This window comes from Tardiphaga sp. 866_E4_N1_4, assembly GCF_052076075.1.
Classification (GTDB): Bacteria; Pseudomonadota; Alphaproteobacteria; order Rhizobiales; family Xanthobacteraceae; genus Tardiphaga; species Tardiphaga robiniae.
Map to the genome: position 1 here is coordinate 295,638 of NZ_CP197242.1, position 20,065 is coordinate 315,702.

General features: G+C 59.6%; 28 protein-coding genes and 1 pseudogene. 4 read left to right on the forward strand and 25 right to left on the reverse strand.

Features of this window, described 5'->3' with window-relative positions:
• Positions 1-186 precede the first annotated feature (186 nt).
• Positions 187-480, forward strand: a pseudogene (locus AB8B20_RS01530) (septal ring lytic transglycosylase RlpA family protein); the annotation flags it as partial.
• Between the two features lie 721 nt (positions 481-1,201).
• Here the strand turns inward: AB8B20_RS01530 and AB8B20_RS01535 are convergent.
• The 19 genes from AB8B20_RS01535 to AB8B20_RS01625 form a co-directional block, all read right to left on the reverse strand.
• Positions 1,202-1,435, reverse strand: coding sequence for a hypothetical protein (locus AB8B20_RS01535; protein ID WP_439071469.1), 234 nt, complete (start codon positions 1,433-1,435; stop codon positions 1,202-1,204).
• Between the two features lie 13 nt (positions 1,436-1,448).
• Positions 1,449-1,640 (reverse strand): hypothetical protein, encoded by a 192-nt coding sequence (locus tag AB8B20_RS01540; protein WP_439071470.1) that lies wholly within the window; start codon positions 1,638-1,640, stop codon positions 1,449-1,451.
• Positions 1,640-2,569 carry a non-homologous end-joining DNA ligase gene (gene ligD, locus AB8B20_RS01545; protein WP_439071471.1) on the reverse strand — a complete coding sequence of 310 codons (930 nt, stop codon included), beginning with the start codon at positions 2,567-2,569 and terminating at the stop codon, positions 1,640-1,642. The genes AB8B20_RS01540 and ligD overlap by 1 nt, the downstream gene beginning before the upstream one ends.
• A gap of 180 nt (positions 2,570-2,749) precedes the next feature.
• A complete protein-coding gene (locus AB8B20_RS01550; protein WP_439071472.1) occupies positions 2,750-3,070 on the reverse strand; it encodes a hypothetical protein in 321 nt (106 codons plus the stop codon).
• A 232-nt stretch (positions 3,071-3,302) separates the two neighbouring features.
• On the reverse strand, positions 3,303-3,659 hold the full coding sequence (locus AB8B20_RS01555; protein WP_439071473.1) for a hypothetical protein: 357 nt from the start codon (positions 3,657-3,659) through the stop codon (positions 3,303-3,305).
• Positions 3,656-4,378: an SOS response-associated peptidase gene (locus AB8B20_RS01560; RefSeq protein ID WP_439071474.1), complete on the reverse strand. Its 723-nt coding sequence runs from the start codon at positions 4,376-4,378 to the stop codon at positions 3,656-3,658. The genes AB8B20_RS01555 and AB8B20_RS01560 overlap by 4 nt, the downstream gene beginning before the upstream one ends.
• A complete protein-coding gene (locus AB8B20_RS01565) occupies positions 4,371-4,811 on the reverse strand; it encodes a hypothetical protein (protein ID WP_439071475.1) in 441 nt (146 codons plus the stop codon). The genes AB8B20_RS01560 and AB8B20_RS01565 overlap by 8 nt, the downstream gene beginning before the upstream one ends.
• Positions 4,812-4,902: 91 nt before the next feature.
• Positions 4,903-5,331 carry a hypothetical protein gene (locus AB8B20_RS01570; RefSeq protein WP_439071476.1) on the reverse strand — a complete coding sequence of 143 codons (429 nt, stop codon included), beginning with the start codon at positions 5,329-5,331 and terminating at the stop codon, positions 4,903-4,905.
• A 194-nt stretch (positions 5,332-5,525) separates the two neighbouring features.
• Positions 5,526-5,885, reverse strand: a complete 360-nt coding sequence (locus AB8B20_RS01575; RefSeq protein WP_439071477.1) for a hypothetical protein — start codon at positions 5,883-5,885, stop codon at positions 5,526-5,528.
• 620 nt (positions 5,886-6,505) lie between these two features.
• Positions 6,506-6,973: a hypothetical protein gene (locus tag AB8B20_RS01580; RefSeq protein ID WP_439071478.1), complete on the reverse strand. Its 468-nt coding sequence runs from the start codon at positions 6,971-6,973 to the stop codon at positions 6,506-6,508.
• 185 nt (positions 6,974-7,158) lie between these two features.
• Positions 7,159-7,398 (reverse strand): hypothetical protein, encoded by a 240-nt coding sequence (locus AB8B20_RS01585; protein WP_439071479.1) that lies wholly within the window; start codon positions 7,396-7,398, stop codon positions 7,159-7,161.
• Between the two features lie 285 nt (positions 7,399-7,683).
• Entirely contained in the window at positions 7,684-7,875 is a 192-nt protein-coding gene (locus tag AB8B20_RS01590) for a hypothetical protein (protein ID WP_439071480.1), read from the reverse strand.
• 28 nt (positions 7,876-7,903) lie between these two features.
• Positions 7,904-8,308, reverse strand: a complete 405-nt coding sequence (locus tag AB8B20_RS01595; RefSeq protein ID WP_439071481.1) for a hypothetical protein — start codon at positions 8,306-8,308, stop codon at positions 7,904-7,906.
• 51 nt (positions 8,309-8,359) lie between these two features.
• Entirely contained in the window at positions 8,360-8,632 is a 273-nt protein-coding gene (locus AB8B20_RS01600) for a hypothetical protein (protein ID WP_439071482.1), read from the reverse strand.
• Complete coding sequence (locus AB8B20_RS01605; RefSeq protein ID WP_439071483.1) at positions 8,632-8,829, reverse strand: hypothetical protein; 198 nt, start codon at positions 8,827-8,829, stop codon at positions 8,632-8,634. Before AB8B20_RS01605 ends, AB8B20_RS01600 begins: the two co-directional genes overlap by 1 nt.
• A gap of 40 nt (positions 8,830-8,869) precedes the next feature.
• On the reverse strand, positions 8,870-9,067 hold the full coding sequence (locus AB8B20_RS01610) for a hypothetical protein (protein WP_439071484.1): 198 nt from the start codon (positions 9,065-9,067) through the stop codon (positions 8,870-8,872).
• Positions 9,068-9,092: 25 nt separating this feature from the next.
• On the reverse strand, positions 9,093-9,335 hold the full coding sequence (locus AB8B20_RS01615; protein WP_439071485.1) for a hypothetical protein: 243 nt from the start codon (positions 9,333-9,335) through the stop codon (positions 9,093-9,095).
• A complete protein-coding gene (locus AB8B20_RS01620; protein ID WP_439071486.1) occupies positions 9,332-9,523 on the reverse strand; it encodes a hypothetical protein in 192 nt (63 codons plus the stop codon). The genes AB8B20_RS01615 and AB8B20_RS01620 overlap by 4 nt, the downstream gene beginning before the upstream one ends.
• On the reverse strand, positions 9,520-9,945 hold the full coding sequence (locus AB8B20_RS01625) for a DUF551 domain-containing protein (protein WP_439071487.1): 426 nt from the start codon (positions 9,943-9,945) through the stop codon (positions 9,520-9,522). Before AB8B20_RS01625 ends, AB8B20_RS01620 begins: the two co-directional genes overlap by 4 nt.
• Before the next feature lie 536 nt (positions 9,946-10,481).
• On the opposite strand from AB8B20_RS01625, the gene AB8B20_RS01630 reads away from it, so the two are divergent.
• Complete coding sequence (locus AB8B20_RS01630; RefSeq protein ID WP_158596804.1) at positions 10,482-10,619, forward strand: hypothetical protein; 138 nt, start codon at positions 10,482-10,484, stop codon at positions 10,617-10,619.
• 121 nt (positions 10,620-10,740) lie between these two features.
• On the opposite strand, the gene AB8B20_RS01635 is transcribed toward AB8B20_RS01630, so the two are convergent.
• Together AB8B20_RS01635 and AB8B20_RS01640 are read right to left on the reverse strand one after the other, a co-directional pair.
• Positions 10,741-11,022 (reverse strand): hypothetical protein, encoded by a 282-nt coding sequence (locus AB8B20_RS01635; protein WP_439071488.1) that lies wholly within the window; start codon positions 11,020-11,022, stop codon positions 10,741-10,743.
• Between the two features lie 347 nt (positions 11,023-11,369).
• The gene (locus tag AB8B20_RS01640) at positions 11,370-11,657 is read right to left on the reverse strand and encodes a hypothetical protein (protein WP_439071489.1); all 288 of its coding nucleotides are present in this window, start codon (positions 11,655-11,657) and stop codon (positions 11,370-11,372) included.
• Positions 11,658-11,725: 68 nt separating this feature from the next.
• Here AB8B20_RS01640 and AB8B20_RS01645 point away from each other — a divergent pair, with 68 nt between their 5' ends.
• On the forward strand, positions 11,726-11,971 hold the full coding sequence (locus AB8B20_RS01645; RefSeq protein ID WP_089264595.1) for a hypothetical protein: 246 nt from the start codon (positions 11,726-11,728) through the stop codon (positions 11,969-11,971).
• Positions 11,972-12,035: 64 nt separating this feature from the next.
• On the opposite strand, the gene AB8B20_RS01650 is transcribed toward AB8B20_RS01645, so the two are convergent.
• The 3 genes from AB8B20_RS01650 to AB8B20_RS01660 all read right to left on the reverse strand — a co-directional run bounded on the left by AB8B20_RS01650 (position 12,036) and on the right by AB8B20_RS01660 (position 16,147).
• Positions 12,036-13,304 (reverse strand): O-antigen ligase family protein, encoded by a 1,269-nt coding sequence (locus tag AB8B20_RS01650; protein WP_439071490.1) that lies wholly within the window; start codon positions 13,302-13,304, stop codon positions 12,036-12,038.
• A 62-nt stretch (positions 13,305-13,366) separates the two neighbouring features.
• Positions 13,367-14,905: an undecaprenyl-phosphate glucose phosphotransferase gene (locus tag AB8B20_RS01655; RefSeq protein WP_439071491.1), complete on the reverse strand. Its 1,539-nt coding sequence runs from the start codon at positions 14,903-14,905 to the stop codon at positions 13,367-13,369.
• Positions 14,906-15,013: 108 nt separating this feature from the next.
• Entirely contained in the window at positions 15,014-16,147 is a 1,134-nt protein-coding gene (locus AB8B20_RS01660; protein ID WP_439071492.1) for a glycosyltransferase family 4 protein, read from the reverse strand.
• Positions 16,148-16,380: 233 nt separating this feature from the next.
• Here AB8B20_RS01660 and AB8B20_RS01665 point away from each other — a divergent pair, with 233 nt between their 5' ends.
• Positions 16,381-18,684, forward strand: coding sequence for a GumC family protein (locus AB8B20_RS01665; protein ID WP_439071493.1), 2,304 nt, complete (start codon positions 16,381-16,383; stop codon positions 18,682-18,684).
• A 131-nt stretch (positions 18,685-18,815) separates the two neighbouring features.
• On the opposite strand, the gene AB8B20_RS01670 is transcribed toward AB8B20_RS01665, so the two are convergent.
• Complete coding sequence (locus AB8B20_RS01670; RefSeq protein ID WP_439071494.1) at positions 18,816-19,997, reverse strand: GNAT family N-acetyltransferase; 1,182 nt, start codon at positions 19,995-19,997, stop codon at positions 18,816-18,818.
• Positions 19,998-20,065: the final 68 nt, after the last annotated feature.

Below are 20,065 nucleotides of genomic sequence, written 5' to 3' on the forward strand. Positions count from 1 at the left end.
ACGATCTCGGTACAACCGGCCCCTATCCAAGGGCGTTCAAGTTGGCGTTCTGGCGCAAAGTTAAGCCCAGCCGTTATAACGTCTGCGCGCGTCGTCGCAAGTTCGGGTGCAGCTTCCAGAGGGATCGAATTTTTCTGAAACGGAGTTTAAGTGCTACTTGCCGTCGGGGATGGCTACTACGGCCGCCGGACTGCCTCAGGCGAACGGGTCAATACTTAAGCCCTGACGGCCGCGCACCGCACCAGGCGCTTCGGCAGCCACGTCACGGTGACGAACAAGGCCAACGGCCGATCGGTGCGGGTGCGGATCACTGACCGCGGGCCGTTCATCAAAGGGCGCTGCCTTGATCTGTCTCGAGCAGCAGCCAACGCAATCCGCATGATTGGGACCGCGCGGTCACGGTCCAATGACACCATGGCTGTGCGTGGCTGCGGGCAGTGCACTTGCCGTCGTCATCTGGGCGCTAATCCGATGGGCTGACCGACAGCATGAAAAGTAACTTGGACGCGGAACAACTCCCGATAATTGCCATTAATCGGCGTCCATCGCATGGACACAGACCAAACTTGCCGCGTCATCCTTGCGGATGGCGCGGCTTTTGTTTGTGCTGAAAAGCAAGGTTGGTCTATTTTGCCGCACCTTTATTACGTGCCGCCTGTTCGGCCGAGTTACCGGCGGGAGCTGCGGGTGTAACACCGGTGCTCGTCGAATTTAGTGAATTGCTTCGGACGCCAGGGGAGTTTGTCGAGGCCGCTCCAGAATTACGGGCTGCTTGTTCGGCGCTGTTGGTAGCCGGAGCGCCGGGCCCACTGTTGGTTGTGGCATTGTTTGTGCCTGTCGAACCAGATGTGCCAGCGGTTCCAGAGCCGGACGATGTGCCAGAAGACGCGCTTCCACCGCTTGCACCTCCGCTGCCACCAGATCCGCCGCCGCCGCCTCCACCACCCTGGGCGAGGGATGGGCTCGCGCCAGCCAGAAGCAAGGCAACGATAATCGCGTATTTTGAAATCATAAGTTTTCTCCCTAAGTGATCAAGGGACAAAACGGGGAGTTCAAGTAATGTTCCGTCCAGAGACTGCAGCTCTGTCTCCACTATGCGACGCGACGCCGAACGTCTCCAACTAGGTCGTGCGGCGACCTCCCATATACAGGCCTGAACTGATCCGACGGATGCCGTCCGGTTTCATGCCCGGGCTGCTATTTAGTCCCTTGGGCTTCGGTTTGTCGGCGCGAGCGATATCCCTTCACGGGTTGCCTTACCGTAGACTGACGTCACAGTCCGTTTCAATTTCATTGCGATCAGTCGCGTCGGAGTGTTCTGCTTCACCAGCGTCTTCATGTTTTTCAACTCGGCTTCGGTCCAATCCCGACGAGGGCCGGCGGCTGACGCCTTCTTCGCGGTTTTCTTTGCGGTCTTCTTTGCTTTCTTAGCCACGCGTCTCTCCCTTTTATTGTACAGCTTTCAGGCGCCCATAACCCTTGGTCAGCCGGTCTTGTGCGGCGATGACGTCTTCCCGGTCCAGTATGTCCAGCATCCTCTGCAAGACAGCCTCCGGATCGCGTGGGCCGGGTTCGATGTATGCGCCTAGCAGTGCCTGAGCGTCGTGCATGGCCTTCATGATGATGTCGATGTCGCGCATCACAAATCCTCCCGGAATCCTTTGAAAACCGGATGTCGTAATTTTCCCTCAGCTGATTTTGCTCGATATTCAACCTCCGCCAAGAGGGATGGCTTTACCCAGACGGCGTTAGGCTTCTTGATCTTCTGACTGTAAGCTTGGGCCTTCTGAACCAATGGCGCGAGGCGCTTACGAACGTCAGTCACTGTGCCGGGGGTAAAGCCGTGATCAACTTTGCCTGCATAGATTAGCTGATCGCCGTCTTGGCGTCCGACATAGAGCCCGTCGAAGCGGTTTTCCTTTAAAGCGAAGCCGACGATCTGCAGTGTCTCGCGCTGTCGGCATGTCATCTTGACCCAAGCGTCAGTCCGGTCGGATGTGTAGCGGCTATCGCGGCGCTTCGAGACCACGCCTTCCAAGCCCATCTCACATGCGGTCTTAAGCATGTGCGCGCCATCGGTATCAAAGCTCTGGCTGAGCAGAATGTCGCTGCCCTTGAGCACCTTCTCCAACTCGGCCTTCCGCGTGACCAGCGGCGCTTTCCGCATGTCGTAGCCGTTTAAATACAGAAGGTCGAAAGCGTACATCACCAGCAGATCGGAGGGGAGGCCGGCGCGCAGCACTTTCTGGAGGACAGCAAAGTCTGTTGTGCCATCCTCGGCTGGGACAACGACTTCACCGTCGATGATTGCCGACTTGGTTTTCAGATGCCAAGCATCGGTCGCAATCTTCTTGAAACGATCCGTCCAATCATGGCCGCGGCGCGTGTAGACGTGAATGGCTTCGTTCGCGATGTGCAATTGCACCCGATAGCCGTCGAATTTTACTTCATGTATCCATCGGTCACCCGACGGCACCTTACCGATCGAAGATGCCAGCGCCGGCGCGACGAATCCGGGGAAGGCCGCTTTCACGCCACCTTCCGGGACCTTCGGTTTAGGATAGGGCATCTTACGGCCTAAGGACGTCGGGCGCCGGCGTGGCCTGCGGTGCGGGATTCTTCACCCTTTGCTGCGACACGCATAGAATGCCTTGCTCCGCTTCGTCAGCGAGCAAGCGGAGGATGCGAGCCTTTTCCAAATCCTTTTCCGCTAAGGCAAGACGACGATATCGGACGGCCCGGGGATCGGTCATGCGAGCCTCAAATTCAACTGGCGCTCGCGGCCGGCATGGCGGATCACGAAATCCTCGATGGAGGAGCTGAGGTCTTCATGGCGCAGATCGGCGCGGCGCCTGATCTCCCGGGCTACGTCTTCGGACACGTCGTCGGCCCAATGTTCAAAGGTATTGAAGGCAATGACCCGCTCCGGATCATTATACTGACCGGCCATCAGGTCTTTGATGACGGTCTCTAGGTCAGTTTCCCCGGCGTCTGCCTCGCGCCACGCACATCCCGATTTCTCGAAGCAGTCCAGAACGAGATAGACGTTCTGATCGCCGATATTCGGCACAATAGATGGTGTCCAACGGGATTGACGCATACTGGAACTCCGACGCAACTGACGGCGGATTCAAGCTGCCGTGTGAGGATTCGTTCCAGGCACTTGTGGACGGACGCGCGACGGTGGGCGAAGATTAAATCCAAACTTCTCGTTGCATGAGAAACAAGCCGTCGAAATCCTGATCTGTTCGCGGACTCCAATTAATTCCCTGATGAGTGCATAAAAGAACAAACGAGGTTTGTTAGTCATTGCCCCGATCGGCACCCGGCCACTTCTTGCGCTCGCCGGCTCGCTCCTCGGCCCGCCGGGCGGCGTCGATCGCCTCATCGGACAGTCCTGTACGCACGCCGGACCAGACTACCTTGAAGCGCCGTTTGCATTCCTCGATGTCGCTGCAAATGCCGCGGTGCACGGCGGGCTGCGGCTGGCCGGGCAGGTTAACGCCCCAGAACCAGTTGGGCTTGCCTACGGGCGTGCCGGGCTGCTGAAGGATGCGGCCGACGGTGATGCCTCGCCAGATCACCACGTAGTCGTTAGGGCCGGCGATATCGCCGTTAAGGCGGGTAGGGCGCATGCGAAGTTCGTCGTCGTAATTCATAGGGCAGGCGCTTCGTCTTTCTTCTTGCCGCGGGCGATGATTTTTAGCGCGCCGTCGGGAAGAGGGCGCTGCAGCTGCATGGCCTCCTCGGCGGGAGCATTCATCCACGTCGTCAGCTCCTCCGGCTTGGTCAGTATCACTGGCATGGCTTTCGGGTGGATGGCACCGACTTCGGTGTTTGGCTCGGTAGTCAGGAAGGCGAAGAGGTCGTTGGTCGTCTCGCCCTCTTTGACCTTCCTAACCGAGGTCCAGTTCGTCCAGATACCCGCGAAAAATGCCAGAGGCCGGGTTTCATCGAACGCAAACCAGATGTCGCCGCCCTCAGCTTTATTGAATTCACTGAATGAGGTGAATGGCACCAAACATCGGGACTCGACACTGAGCCATCGCTTCCAGTGCTTGCTGTCGAGGTTGCGGATGTTGGTCGTCCCGCTATCGGGCTCCATTCGCAGCAGTTCCTTAAAGTCGATCTGCATGCCCTTGTCTTGGAGCTTGGCGGCGCGCTTTTTAGCGGCCTGCATCTGAGCGAATTGAGACGACGGCATCCCCCACCGAGCGAGAGTCAATTCCGTGGCGCCGGCCACGTTACGCACGATCGGCGCTGGATAGTCTGGGAAAATGCCGGGCATCGAGGGCAGGTTGCCGGTGCTGTCTTTGTCGAAGCTGAAGAGCCGCCGGATCGCATCCTGGTTCCGCGTCATCGAGTAAAGGTTACACATCGTGCCTCGGCTTAGGCTGCAGTTGGAGCAGAGTTGCGGACGGGCGTTTGCCGGCCTTCGCGCAGCGCTGGCAGCGGAGCCGGTTTGAAAGATCGTGGACGAACGTCGTCTCGACGTGCGGTATCTCCGCTAGATCCACATCCCGCTTCGCTTTGCATCGAGAACACTCGATCTCGAGCCAAGGGAAACCGCCGTTGATGGCTTGGTCAATCGTCGGCGAAGGATCAATTGGTTCCCCATCTGCCCACATGCGTTCGTTCCAGCTCTGGCAGTCTAAATTGTCGGCCTCACGGATGAGTGCTTCACCGCGGGCGCGTCTGTCGGCTGCATCGCGCGCGAATACATTGGTCATGGCACGCGCTTTCCCCAGTTCCTTTCGAAGCGCCTTTCCGTCGCCTCCGGACAGCGGGATGGGATGATATTTCGGAGCCATGGCATTTCAGAATAGATCGGAATCGCTCAAGGCGAGAAGCCGCTAGGTCTAGCGATCGACAAGTCTCGCCGGGCTACTGATCGGTCAAGCGCTAGTTGCCAGACTTATGTTGCGCTTTGATGTGGGTGATGTGCGCCAAAAGCAACTCGTGGTCGCTGGGTGCGAAGGTCACGCCACAAGGGCACCGGATGGCTCCTTGGGCAATCTGTGACTTATAGCCCGCGTCGAAGAGAGCGTATTTGCAATCGGTCCATTCCTGCTGGTAGCGCAGCTCCCTGATTGTCTGATCCGCCACGTTAGCCCAAGCCACACGGAAGGCCGCCATGGCGTCGTCGCGCGTGCCGCATCGTCCGTTTCCGCCCGGGCATGACCAAGCCCAGTGCGTCTTGGTGCCGGCTGATGAGCCTTCTGCGATATTCCCTGCAACCAATTCATAGCCGTCGTCCAGCGGCAGGATGACGAGGAACGTGTTAGGGTAGGCTGGAACGACTGAGTTCTTGCGGAGAAGGAAGTTTGGCATGCTGCCATTTTAGCGGATGGCGTGGAGAGCGTCATCCTCGGCCGGCAGCCAATGATGCGCCTAGGGGTTGCGTTGGCTATCCACTCCGCTAATGGTATCGATCATACTTACAATGATGAAGCATTCGTGTGAATTGGAAGAGCCAGATCCCGGGTTGTTTTGGAGAAAACGATCAAATTTTCGCTGGCCATCCGTTAGACAAGGAGCGAGCTTTCCAATTGCTGACAGTTCTTCGCAAAGAACAGGTTGGCTGGTCGGTAGTTGCTCCAGAATTTGAAAAGCACATGAAAGTCGCGGGCTGCGGTGATGTTCACATTGCTGAACAGATGCTGCGGATCTCCGCGAGTGTTAAGAACTGGATTGGCGACTAGCCGCGTCGAGTGATTATTGGTCAGGAGTGTGTAGGATTGTCCGCCAATAAAGTACGATTTCAATGCAACAGCGTTGAAGTCACTGGCGCGTAGCTCCTGATATGGTCCACATTCGGCCTCGCCAATCGCCGGTTCGAAGGCAAGTGTTTCGATAACGGAGACATTCCTGCTGGCAGGTTTCATTCGGACGAGGAGCAACGCAACCAGCTACGCAGGTGCTCTGTATGGAGGAACAAGTCTCTCCTGACACCGCCGCCCGCTGATTAGAAGATTGGGATGGTTGAGCGGCTTGGCGCGGTGGAGGCGGAGTTTCTCGTTCGACTGCGCGTTGCCGCGCCTCTTTTTTTGGCTTTGGCGTTGCTGTCACGGGTGATGCGCCTGAAAGCGTTTTATTCACTTGTCCTAAGTCGCCGCCGGTGGCGCCAGGCTCGGCAAAGGCAGGCGAAACGAAAAGTAAAGCGACAGCGGCCGCTCGAAGTAAAATGCGCACGAGAAAGACTCCCCAGACCCAATCACATGTGTACGCAACTTGCGGCTGGGGGCAAGAGGACACTGGTTCGGTGCAGCTTTCATCTTCGTGGAGGTCTTAAGTAAATGGGGGAGGCGTTCGTTATTCTGGAGTGCAGGGCTGGGACACATAGTCAACTGGCACCCGGAGGTATGGTTCGCCAACCGATCCCACCTCGACATCGGTCCCGTCGCTGAGCTTTAGAACGACCCTGTAGGCGTTCGGCGCATGTATGTGGCTAGTGACTTTGCGGAGGCGGAGCATCCCGTCATTTTACCCGATGGCGGGAAAGGCGTCAGCCGAAAACCCGGCCGATTTCGGAGCCCAAAGCGTGAGCAATAGTTGAAATTGCAACAAAGCCCTTGGCTCGTTCCTCAATGCTCTTGTAGAGCGATTTTATGACTGATGGTTTTCGCTCGCTGGTAGCGCTGACGATCTGAGTGGCCAGCACATTAATCAGATCTACCATCTCCTGCTTTGCGGAAGCGGGCATCTCTGCAGCATCGATTACTGCTTGAGTAAGGTCTTTCAGACACTGTCCGATACTCGCCACGTCAGATCCGGTACTGATGGTGATTACCGCGTCAATTTTGGCCAAGTCTCCAGTATTCAAAACGCCGACCTGAGAGTTGGAAAGCCGGATATTGTTGTAAACATGCGATGGCTTTTGCATGGCTTTGGCGATCTCCGGGACTGCGATTCTGCCGCCGCCCACTGCGAAGGGCATCATGGCGTCCATGTCATCAAGGGCCTGATTCATCATTGACGCGTTCATTAGAAACTCGACGTGATTCAGCGATCTGAGCTTAGAATAACAGTCAAGACAAAGGGGGACGTCCTTTTTGAAGTGCTCAATTATGTAAAAAGCTGGGGTAGGGCATTGATGGCATTTCATGCCTTATCCTAAGTCGCCGGGGACTGACTGGAAAGGGCCGTAGTGCTGATTGGTCAGGAACGCGGGACCCGCAGCGGAATGACGTTGACGGGAGATCCGGGAGGCCCTTCGACGGACGGTTGCTGTCCAGCATAGAAGTCCGCCAACAGCCGGCCGAGCGTGATAATTTGCTCTCGCTGCCGTCGAAACTCCTTCACCACGATCTCCCCGCAGCCCACAAGATTGTCTTTTTTGCCGATCGAGGCCTCATGCTCGGCAAGTGACTTCTCGAAAAGGTCGATGATCTTATCCATGGTCGTGTTCCTTATTCGAAGACGTGGGGGCCGGTTCAAATCCACAATCTTTCAGGAACTCGTTCGCGTCTTTGTAACCACACGGCACCACAATCGTAACTGTGGGTCGAGGCGGCTTGACTCCGCTGCCGGTCGTCGGGATTTTGGGGTCGCCGCTCTGTTTTGGCTGGTATCCTCCGCGCACTGGCATTTCATCTCCTGCGTATGTCCACGAGATATTCAGAAATCGAAAGTTCGTTCGGCGACCACGGAGCATCGCCCAAAGTTGTTTTAGCGTCATGGTGTCTATCCATCATATTCCAGAACCGCGGGAGCCGGCTTGTCGCCGATGGCTCGGAGGCCATCAAATATAGCAATGGCGTCCTCTACAGCTTTAATGTCCCGGTCCCAAACGCACATCAAGACGCCCTTTTCTTTGGCGGACTTCATCGTTGCCAGCAGGGCGCGCAGTTCGAACGGCTCGCGGATATCGATCATCTGTTCTCACTCCATGAACAAAAAGGCCTCAGTACATCACGACGGTGATGGGCTGCGCACCGGGCTCCCATGCGTCGCATCGATTCCACAGCAGGCCTCGGTCGCCTTCGTCGCTGGTGATGTGCATGTATGTGAGCTGCGGCTCTGAGCATACCGACGTTCGGATCACCTCGCCATCATCGTCGTGGCGCTCTTCCCATAGCCAATCCTCGCCGTTTTCCCTAGCATCCCGGTCCGTCTCGATCATTCGAAGCACAGCCTTGTCGAACTGATCCTTCTGAACGTGGCCGCGCACGAACGCTCCCCAAGGCTCGTCCTCAGTATAGAACATTTCCGCCACAAGCTCTGGCGCGGCCGAAGCGGGCAAGGGGATGCTGGCGACAGCGGCGGCTGCAATACCCGTGACGACAAACTCTCTGCGATTGAAGGCCATATCGAATCTCCGTGAGTGCGGTAGTGGGGTTCAGAGCCTCTGGGGGCAGTGCTAGGCGGTGCCGGCCATCTCTGGCTGGCCTTCAAACCGCGCAATCATTTCCTTCATCAGCGCCACGATGTCGCGGCGATCCGAGCCGTTCGAGATGAAGTTGCAGCGCGATCCTTCGACCTGGCCAAGCGGGAAGACGAGCAGGACGAAACCGACTTGCTTGTCCGCACCCTTGGCATCGCCGTTGAACGTCTCGTCAAGCACGCCCGCAATGACGTTCATCTGGTCGCGATATTGCTGCGATATCGGGCCGTCTCCCAGGCGATCAGCCATCAGACGCACTCCTTGTTCTGGCGATCCAGCGCAGCCTGCCGGCGCCGCTCTTTGCGGTTGCCGAAGGTTTCCGACTGCTCACGGTATTCGGCCCGGTTCGCAATCTCCTCCTTCCGCCGGCCGTTGCGGCGGTCAAATTCCTCAATCTCAGCAATCTTGTCGGCAGTGATATCGCGGCAGCGGTTGATCACTTCCATGGTCGTTCTCCTATGGTGCAGCGTTCATGGTGGGCGAGCGTCAGCCGGTAAGTTCGGCGTCCGCCCAATCGGTAAGCGTCTCGGCCATGCCGAGCGGTGTCTTAACGTTGCGGTCGAACTCCTTGTCCTCATTCATTGAAACAAGTGCCTTCGCCACCTCCATGAGTTCGGCGAAGGGCATTCCGGCGAGAGTGGTCGCGAGGTCGTTGCGATCGGTAATGGTGCAGACTTTGACCATGGTGTTTCCTAGAGGTTGGTAGTCGTTACTGATGATCGCGCGGCCGGATCTGCGTCGTTGCCGGCGCTCCGTGCTTGATGGCGTGGATTTCGAGGGCGAATGCCTCTGCCTGCGCGATCAGCTTTGGCCGGACGTGAGCGAAGTGCGGCTTGTCAATGTTCGAGGTAACCTGCTCAAGCTGGCTGCACCGGGAGCCGATAGGGCTGTATGGCCCATGGACTCGACGGTCGGCGTGCAGTTCGGCGATGAATTGGGTGCGGGTGGTCATAGGCGGTTCCTCTGGCTGCGTTTGAAATCGTATTCGGCGCAATGGCTGGCGATCAGCGCGCCAACGGCGCCGATGCCGAGGGCGGCAAAAACAACTGCGTCTGGCGACAGGAATGCCTTCGCCGTAGCCAGCAGAATCATTGACCAGATGGCGGTTGCTATAAGGATCAATCCGACGCGGATGCTCATGGCTTGACCTCCGGCGGGGCCGGGAGGGGCATCCAGTGAGTGGGGACCAGATAGGTTCCGGTCGCTGAGCTGTACCAAGCGTCGCTCAGCCGAGACCAATTCACAATAGCGCCGGTCATGGCCGTGCCCATGAAGCGAGCGCCAAGAAATTGCGTCCCATCCTTCGGCGCCGTCTCGATGGGCTGCCAGCCTGACGGACGCGTATTCCAAACCTCGATCATTTCGCGTGGGTCTTTGATCTCACCCGGCAGCGTCAACAGACATGCTGGACAATTGATCGATCCATAACGCTGGTGTGCGCTTGGTGGGTTCAGGAAGACCTTTCCGGGACCGCATAGCGGGCAGGGAAGAAGCTCGTCAGAGGGGACGGGTGCCGGTAATCCTACGGTAACGCTACGCCCTTGGTTTCCCGTTTCGTTCATGGCTATTGCCTCGGCCACTTGATTGAAAAATCAATGCCTTAGCACTAGCCCCAGTAGCTGGGAGACTAGGGGTCGGAGGTTCGAATCCTCTCGCTCCGACCATTTTTCCAAATCATTTCAAGATATTAGTAGTCTCGCACGCGAGCGGTGCCGCCTGAATAGGGGGGCCTCGATCAAGCGCGCGCGACGCAGGCCTTACGATTTCGGTTCGACGAAATCACCGTGAATCACGTCGTCTTTCCGTCCGGCGAACCAGAGAAGCCCGACATAAGCCGCTGCACAGGCAAGGAAGCCGAGGACAATAATCTCTAACATAATATCTACTCTACGCTGAAAACATTAGACTTCTTTCGGCTCCGGGTTCCGTCAATTGCCCCGGCCGCACTCCTTCATGAATCCTTGCCGTCGTGACCCTTTGGTCACAGATGCCGGTGTCGCGTTTGGAATAGCGGCAGGGAGCGGCGCCGGATGTGTCGTTTTTGCGCCAATGGAACCCTTCGCCATCGAACCGATTATCCTGAAAACAGGAGGCTCGCATGGCAAGTCACTGGCATACCGCAGATGGTCCGTCGGAGGTCCGGCATGACGATGATATCGGCTACTACGGTGGCTGGACCATCAGCGGGTTAGCGGTGGTTGCGACCATCACGGCTGTTTGGCTGTTTGGTATCTAGCCCACTGCGTAACTGAAGCCCTTGCGGCAACGCAGCAGCGATGCGCGCGAATGCTGGATAATGGTGACGAAAAAGGCCCGGAGCATATGCTCCGGGCCTTCGTCAATTCAGTCAGCCGCGTTTAGTAGTAGCCGTAGCTGCGATAGTAGCGGGGACCGCCATAGTAGCCGTTGCCGTAACCGTAGCGCGGACCATAGGCGTAACGCGGGCCGTAATGGCGCGGGCCATAACCATATCCGTAACCGGGGCCGTAAGCGCCATAGGCACCGGCCGCCAATGCGCCGGCAGCGATGCCAAGACCGATGGCGGCACCGCGACCGCCACGGGCCTCTGCGGGTTTCGATGCGATCGACGCCGCGCCGACGGCAGCGACGGTGGCAAGAATAAGTGCTGTCTTCTTCATGCTGCTTCTCCTTCGTATCGGGAAGTCAACGTGTCGGTGTTTTGAAGGTTCAGTTCCGATTCATGGCATATCGACCACAAATTTTGCCGCGATAAGGGAACGAATAATATCGCGTGATCAGCGAGCGGCGTTCCGCTTTACGCGTTGCAACCGAAAGCGAGATGCGCGCGCAGCGTCGATCATCTCGCAGCTCGTGGTGGGGTCCAGAAAAGATAATGGCCCGGAGCGAACTCCGAGCCATCAAACGCAGACGTACATCCGGTCTGCGCTTCCTTGACTCCACAGTGAGTCGAGTAGGTTAATAAATGTCTAACGGTGATGCGTGACGACATGATGACCGATCGCGGTCATCCCGTCGGGCCTTCGACTTCCTTGTGATCCTTGTCAGGCAAGACGCCGCTGCCGGGCGTCTTGTTCTCGTCGGTCAGTTCCGGCTTGTCGTGCGGGCCGGCCGGCGGAATTTTCTGATCGGGCTTCGGCTGTTTGTCGAAGGCGCGGTTCTTTGCTTGCTGTGTCATGCGAAGAGAACGGCTCAGTTCCTCGCGTGTTCCCTCTGATGATGGATGTCCATCGCAAATCACAAGAGAATCGGGCACGGCTCGAACATACGCGGGTCCTTTGTCGATGTGCTTCATTTCGTGCGGAACCTTCCGGGCGGTAATGGCTTGTCCCGCGATACTTTTAAAGGAAGGAATAAATTGTCATGATCAAGAAACTGGCTTTGCTGGCGGCTGCGGCCGTTCTCTATGTCGCAGCACCTGCAGGCCCCGCGTCTGCGCAGGGCATCAATGTGCAGATCGGCGGCGGTGGTTATCACCATCAGGATCGTGGCTATCATCGCGGCCATGGCTATCGCCAGAGCCGCGCCTATGTGCGCCGCGACTACGGTCACCGCCATCACGGCTGGGATCGCCGCGGTTCGCGCACCAAGACTGTGATCGTTCGCTAACAGCAATCGGTCGTCTTAACGAGGCAGCCTCGCGCAAGCGGGGCTGTTTTCGTTTCTGAGCTTGTCAGACGCTGCCTGGCTGTCCGGACGCCGCACGCAATTGCGCCGTTGCCATATATTGCTGCGTGGCGACGAACATGCCCCACATGATTCCGAGCATCATCCAGAAATGGCGCCAGTGATCGGTGTCGATGATGAAGGCCTCGCCGACCGTGCCGAGATAGGCTGCGAACACCGCAAGATAAGCGCGCTGCCATGGCACGCGCACGAAGATGTAGCGGAAGCCGAGTAGCGCCGTGATGAACACCAGCGCGGGATAGCACACGCCGGAGATCCAGCCGCCGGACATGAAGGCGTTGAGATAGGAGTTGTGGGTGTCTTCCGGAAAGAAGCGCGTGAATTGCAGCGGGCCGATGCCGAAGGGCAGATCGAGTGCCATCTGCGCGCCGAGAATATGTCGGCCGAAACGACCGAAGCGGCCTTCGTCATATTTCTGATCGAACGAGGCGCGCTGCTTGAACATGTCGGCGATGAAGTCGAACTGCAGCAGGATCACGATCACCAGCGCCACGACGGCGACGGCGGCCAGCGCCATGATGATGATGCGCGAGCGCTGTTTGTTGGACTGGCTGGTCAGCACCATCAGCATCAGCATGAATGCCGAGGTGATCGCCAGCAGACCCCAGGCGGCGCGGGAGAAAGCGAGCAGGACGGCGAGCGCAATGATGCCGAGCGCAATGGCGCTGCGGAGCGAACGACCGAAACCGTCGCTGACGACGCTCTGCAGGCAGAACAGCGCCGGCAGGACCAGAAACGCGCCCAGCACGTTGGGATCCTTGAACGTGCCGGCGGCGCGGCCGTAGAGCGTGAACATCTCCGCGCCGGGGATCAGATGCAGATAGCCCAGGATGCCGGCCAGCGATGCCACCAGTGCGCCGACGATCAGGCCGCGGCGCAGCAGATCGATGCGCGCCAGCGTGTCCTCGGACATCACCAGCGCGACGAAGATCGCCATGATGGCCATGTACCAGGAGGTCAGGATCCAGTTCACGATTGGCGCCTTGTCCAGCAGATAGGCCGCGCAGATCGTGTAGCCGAGATTGACCAGGAACAGCAGGATCAGCAGTGGCATGAACACCAGCCGCATGCGCAGGCCCGACGCGAAGAATACGACCATCGCCGTGAGGGTGGCGATCTCGAAAGGGCTCGGCTCGATGAAGACGATGGCGCCGCCAAAACCCATCGCCCACAGCAGCGCGCGCTGCAGCGTCACCACGGCGGGAGGCGCCGCGGGCGAGGCGATGTAATGATTGGCAGTCGCGTGAGTGCTCATGGCGGCATCACTCTACGCAGGCAGGGTTGACGAGTGGTGTAAGGCAGAGGCTGAGGCCTGCCTCAATACGCGTTCTCGTTCTTCGTCAGCATTGAAACCGGCGTTTTCAGCATGATGTAGACGTCGAACAGCACTGACCAGTTCTCGATGTAGTAGAGATCGAACTCGACGCGCTTCTGCAGTTTCTCCTCGCTGTCGACTTCGCCGCGCCAGCCATTGACCTGCGCCCAGCCGGTGATGCCGGGCTTGACGCGGTGGCGAGCGAAATAGCCGTCCACGGCCTCATCCAGCAGCTGGCTCTGCACCCTCTGCTGAACGGCGTGGGGGCGGGGGCCGACCAGCGACAGGTTGTTCTTGAACACCACGTTGAAGAGTTGCGGCAATTCGTCGATCGAGGATTTGCGAATGAAGCGGCCGACGCGGGTGACGCGCTTGTCGCCCTTGGTCACGACGGTCTTGGCCAGCGGGTCGGCCTGGTCGTGATAGAGCGAGCGAAACTTGAACACGTCGATGCGCTCGTTGTTGAAGCCGAAGCGCTTCTGCCGGAACAGCACCGGACCCGGGCTGTCGAGCTTGATGGCGATGGCGACCAGCGCCATGAAGGGCAGTGCGGCGATCAGGATCAGGCCGCCGACGATATGGTCGAACAGCCATTTCATCACCAGATCCCAGTCGGTGATCGGCGCCTCGAACACGTCGAGGGTCGGTACCTTGCCGAGATAGGAGTAGGAGCGCGGGCGGAAGCGCAGCTTGTTGGTATGCGCGGACAGGCGGATATCCACCGGCAGCACCCACAGCTTCTTCAGCATTTCCAGAATGCGCGTCTCGGCCGAGATCGGCAGCGCGAACAGCACGAGATCGACGCGGGTGCGCCGTGCGAATTCGATGATGTCATCGACCTTGCCGAGCTTCGGCGCGCCCGAGATCGTGTCCATCGAGCGCTTGTCGTTACGGTCGTCGAACACGCCGAGGATCTGGATATCGGAATCTTCCTGGGCATTGAGATCCCTGATCAGCGCCTCGCCATTGGAATCGGCGCCGACGATGATGGTGCGGCGGTCGAGACGACCTTGATGCGCCCAGCGTTTGATCAGCGCACGCACGACGGCGCGTTCCGCGATCAGGGCGACGAGACCGACGAAGAAGAACGAGGACAGCCAGACACGCGACACCGCGCCGCCGACCTTGGCGAAAAATGAGACGCCGATGAACAGCAGGAACACGAAGGCCCATGCCGACATCATGCGCGTGAGCTGCTTGATGTGGCCGCGGAAGACCTGCACCTGATAGATGTCGGCAGATTGGAAACACACCACGGCAGCAGCAGCCATCGCGACGATCGCGGCGAAGTATTCCCATCTGAAGCCAGCTTCTGGCGCGACATAGAGCAGGTTGAGCGCGATGCCGATGATGCTGAGCATCAGGAAATCGACCACGCGCACGACGCCGGTGATGACGACGGGCGAGTAGGCGGCGCGCACCTTCTGATCGGCGACGGCGAGCGCCGCGGGCGTCAATCTGCGACGACGTTCGAACCGGCGTTCGCCGGGCGCGTCCGTCGCGGCCGCGTCGATCATTGAGCGTGCGTTGATCGGGTCCAAGGTGAAATGTCCGTTGTTGCGCTGACATGCGATGTCGCACGTCAAGCCTACCGCTTTTCGTGAGAATTACCGGACAAATCGGAAGATTTGGTTACAGGTTAAGGAGAGTTAACGTTTCGCAAATGCGCTGCGATAGCCTTCGATGACACCCTCGACCATCGCGTCCTGCGAGAAATGTTCCGCGATGCGCTCACGGAGCAATTGTGCACGCGTGCGCGCAGCGGCGATGTCATCGAGAGCAGTTTTGATCGCCGCGGCCATGTCGTCGACATTGTTCGACTGGAACAAGGCGGAGGTGTGCGATCCGAAGATTTCCGGAATGCCGCCGACATTGGCGGCGATCATCGGAACGCCCGCGGCGGCGGCCTCGATCACGACATAGGGCATCGAGTCGCCGCGCGATGGAACCACCAGCAGGCGTCCTTTCGAAAACCCGTAACGCGGTTTGACATGGCCGATGAAGCGTACGGCGTCGGTGAGACCGAGGCGCGTTATCTGAGCCTTCAATGTGTTGGTCTCTTCGCCGTCGCCGCCCAGCGTCAAGGTGACGGGCTGGCCGTCGGCACGCAGGCGCGCGACGGCATCGACCAGCAGATCCGCGCCCTTGATGCGGCGGAACTCGCCGACATAGCAGACATCGGTGGCGTCATCGGCGGGCTCGATGGGGTCGAATTCGCCAGATGTCACGCCGTTAAACACGCATTTCACGAGGCCTGACGGCGTGCCGATCATGCGCTGATAGGTATCGCGGGCGAAGGCGCTCTCGAACAGGAACAGCTCGGTGCGGTTCATCAGGGCGCGTTCGAGGCGGCTGTAGAAGGCGCCTTTCGCTGTGTTTTGCGGATAATGCAGCGAACCGCCATGCGGCGTGTAGATGCGGATGACGTTGCTCGACTTTGCCTTCAGGCGCACGAAGGCGCCGGCCTTGGCGCCGTGGCCATGCAGCACGTCTGGCTTCAGCCGGCTGACGAGGCACATGAACTGCATCCAGACCAGCACGTCGCCCGGATGTGGCTCGCGATGGATCGGCAGGCGATAGGTGCCCAGCTTCAGGCGTGGGGCGATCTCGGCCAGTGCATCGCGGGCGCGGTCGCCGCCGGTCAGACTGTCGGCGACGATGCCGACTTCATGGCCGCGGTCGGCCTGCCCGTTGGCGACATCGATGATGTGGCGAAAGATGCCGCCGACCGGCGCGCGGACAGCGTGCAGGATGCGAAGCGGCTTGTCCGAAGGTGCGCTCATGATCAGAATCGGCATTCGCTGACGAGGAGGGCGTCGCCGGGAGCTGGAACGCACATCGGAAAATCACTGAAGCAATTGAATCCAATAAGAGCCTTCGTCGTTAAAAAACCGTGTGGATTCAGGCTTCCGCTGCAACGTTCCGGTATTAGCCTGCCAATTAACCGCGCGGCAACCTTAATCGTCTTTAATCGATTCCGTTGAGTAGACGCAGTGGCGTTTGGGTGGGGTAGGCGATGCGTTTGGCATTCTGGCGTGCAGGCAAGGGTGACGCGTCGGTCGAACGGGCCATCAAGGCGCCAACCATGCCAAACCCGGTTTCTTGCAAAAATCCGGAGAAGAAAGCAGAGCGCGTGATCGCTGCGCCGGCGCCCGATCTCGGCGACCTCGATCTGCGCGCGCTGTGGCAGGCGCTCGTCCGCCGCAAGATGTGGATCCTCGTTCCGACGCTGCTGGCGCTTGTCGGCTCGCTCGTCATCGTCAACATGATCACGCCGCGCTTCAAGTCGGAAGCGCGTATCCTCATCGACGGGCGTGAAAACGTTTTCCTGCGGCCAAGCGGCGAGCGCAACGAAGAACGCACCTCTCTCGATGCGGAAGCCGTGACCAGCCAGGTGCAACTGCTGCTGTCGCGCGATCTCGCCCGCGAGATCATCAAGAAGAACAAGCTTGCGGAGCGTCCGGAATTCGATCCAGTGTTGCAGGGTGCGCAGCCATGGCGGTCGCTGCTCGGCCTGATGGGCATTGGCCGCGATCCGTTCTCGATGACGCCTGAAGAGCGCGTGCTCGATGCTTATTACGAGCGCCTGACGGCCTATGCTGTCGACAAGTCGCGCGTCATGGTCGTCGAATTCCAGTCGCGCGATCCCGAACTCGCCGCGCGCGTCGCCAATTCCATCGCCGACGGTTATCTGGTGATGCAGCAGAATGCGCGGCAGAACCAGGCGCGATCGGCCGGGCAATGGCTGTCCGGTGAGATCGATGACCTGCGCAAGAAGGTCGTCGAGGCGGAAGCGCGCGCGGAGGAATTCCGCTCCAAGTCCAGCCTGTTCATCGGCACCAACAATACGTCGCTCTCGAACCAGCAGCTCGGCGAGATCAACAGCCAGCTCAACAATGCGCGCTCGTTGAAGTCCGACGCTGAATCCAAGGCGCGGCTCATCAAGGATATGCTGCAGACCGGCAAGCCGATCGAATTCTCGGAAGTGCTGAATTCCGACCTGATCCGCCGGCTGTCCGAGCAGCGCGTGACGCTGCGTGCGCAGCTCGCCGAACAGTCCTCGACGCTGCTCGACGCGCATCCGCGCATCAAGGAGCTGCGGGCCCAGCTCGGCGATCTCGACAAGCAATTGCGTGATGAAGCCGCCAAACTGTCGCGCATCTTCGAGAACGATGCGCGCATCGCCAGCGGCCGCGTCGATGGCCTCACCAACAATCTCGAACAGCTAAAGCGCCAGGCGACGTCCAGCAATGGCCAGGACGTGCAGTTGCGGGCGCTGGAGCGTGAGGCGAGGGCGCAGCGCGATCTGCTCGAATCCTATCTGGCGAAATACCGCGAAGCGTCCACCCGCGAGAATATCGAGGCGGCGCCGACCGATGGCCGCATCATCTCCCGCGCCATCGTGTCCAACACGCCGGCCTATCCGAAGAAGCTCCCGATCGTGTTGATCGCGACACTGGCGACGCTGATGCTGACCGCCGGTGGCATCGTCACCAGCGAGCTGCTGCGCATGACCGCGCCGCGCGGCGCTGCGCCGATGGTGCCGGTCGCGCAGGCCCGCGTCACCGAGCCGGCGTTCAAGCCGTTCGTGGATCAGGTGCCTGCTGCCGTGCGTGAGCCGGAAACTGTCGTTGCGCCGGGCATCGTGCCCGAGCCGGCTCCCGTTGCCGCGCCGCAGCCTGTGGTGCGCGATACCCATCCCGAGTTGGCGGCTGGCGTGAGCGAAATCGAGCAGCTTGCGCAGGAGTTTCGCGCCGCCGGGAAATCGGCGCGCAAGATCACGATCCTCGGCACTGGCCACAACGACAACATCGCGCTCACCGCGCTGACGCTGTCGCGCATCCTGTCGCGCGATGCGAAAGTGGTACTGGTGGACCTGGCCTCGTCGTCGCCGACGCTGGAAGCGGTGTCGAACGATCCGCGTGCGCCCGGACTGGCGGAGCTGATGCTGGGCGAGGCGACGTTCGGCCAGGTCATCACCAAGGACCGGATGTCGGGCCTGCATATGGTCGCCGCCGGCCGCGCCGGCGCCGATCGCTCGCTGTTGCAGTCGCCGCGCCTGACCATGGCGCTCGATGCGCTGCTGCGTGTCTACGATCACGTGCTGCTGGATGCCGGCACCGCGGCCGATCTGCCGGCGGGACTTCTGACCGATCAGGCCCGTGCCGTGGTGGTGCCGGAAGTGACCATGAGCACGGATGCGCGCCAGCTGATGGCCGAACAGCTCAAGGCCGTGGGCTTCGCCGATGTGAAGATGCTGCGCTCAACGCCGCCGGCCAACGACCCGGTCGGGCCGGGCGGCCGCGTGTTTGCGGCGTAGTCGACGAACCCTCGTCATGGCCGGGCTTGACCCGGCCATCCACGCCTTCGCCTCAACGCAACGACTAAGACGTGGATGCCCGGGTCAAGCCCGGGCATGACGTCGTTTCAATTGCCAATTGAAGGTATTCGTTACCGCTGAAACGCGTGGCGCAGCATTTGCGCCATCTGCAGCAGGGCAGGTGTCTGCTTCACTATCCGCTTGGCATGGGCGAAGGATGACAGGCCCATGGCGCCTAGCCTGCCGCGCGTGGTGAGCGGCACGAAACTGTCGAAGATCGGCTCGTCATCCTTGCAGAACATCCGCTTGTAATCGTCGCCGCCGATGCCGAGATCCAGCGAGGTCACGCCGCGCTCGGCATAGGCATCAATGATGGTGCGCATCAGGATCAGGCCGGGGCTGTATTTGGCATTCTCCGACATGGTGTAGGTGTTGAACATCATCGAGAAGCGGTTGTCGTCGGCGACACCGGCGAACATCGCGATCACTTCCTCGTCGCATGCGAGCGCGTGGATATCGATGGTGTAGCCATCCGCCCGCGGCGTCGTGCAGGCCTGGCGGATGAAGGCTTCGACGCCGGGCTCGGCGAACACGTTGGGCAGGTTCTGTTCGGCCATGCGCAGCGGCTTGATGGCGAAGAAGGCGTCGAGTACGTGCTTGACCTCGGCCTCCGTCTTCGCGTGCATGTAGCGATAGCCGGCGAGATTTCGATACTTGCCTTCCTTGGTCTTCAGGCGCTTGCGGAACGAATTGCTGATGCGATCGGTCGCCGCTTCGCCGGGCACCATTTTCAGCACCGGGCAATCATTGGTCGAGGCCTGGCTTGGCAAAAGTGCGAGCGGATTGTCGATGCCGATCCAGCTTTTGGGCTGACGGACCAGTGCGAGGACGTCGACCGTCTCGGTGTGCTTTTGAATCCCCTGCAGCAGGGCGTCGATATCTGCCTTTGTCGCCTGCGCCGCGAAGTCGCGGCGGAACAGCGGCATGTTGAAGGTGACGTGCTTGCCGCCGAGATAGCCGGCGACGCGCATGCCGTTTTCGCGACTGGCGGCGAGTGGCAACAACATCAGCGGCTGATGCGCGGCGTCACAGGCGACGACAATGAAGGGCTTCAAGCCTTCCTGGACGCCGATATGGGTCTGCCAGGCCGACTGGAAGTCGAAGCGCTGATAGGGCGTGGAGAGCTGTTCGGCCGTCTCAAGGCTGCGCCAGATGACTTCGGCGGCGCTGAAATCGCTGATCACATCGACGCGCGCGATGCGGCTCGCAGTCGCCATCGCCACAGGTGTTTCCATCACAGCAGCCATGGTCATCGCGAGCCTGTTTCACATTTTGTTTAGATTTTTAGGTTTGGGCCGACCTTTGCAAAGAAATGTCAACA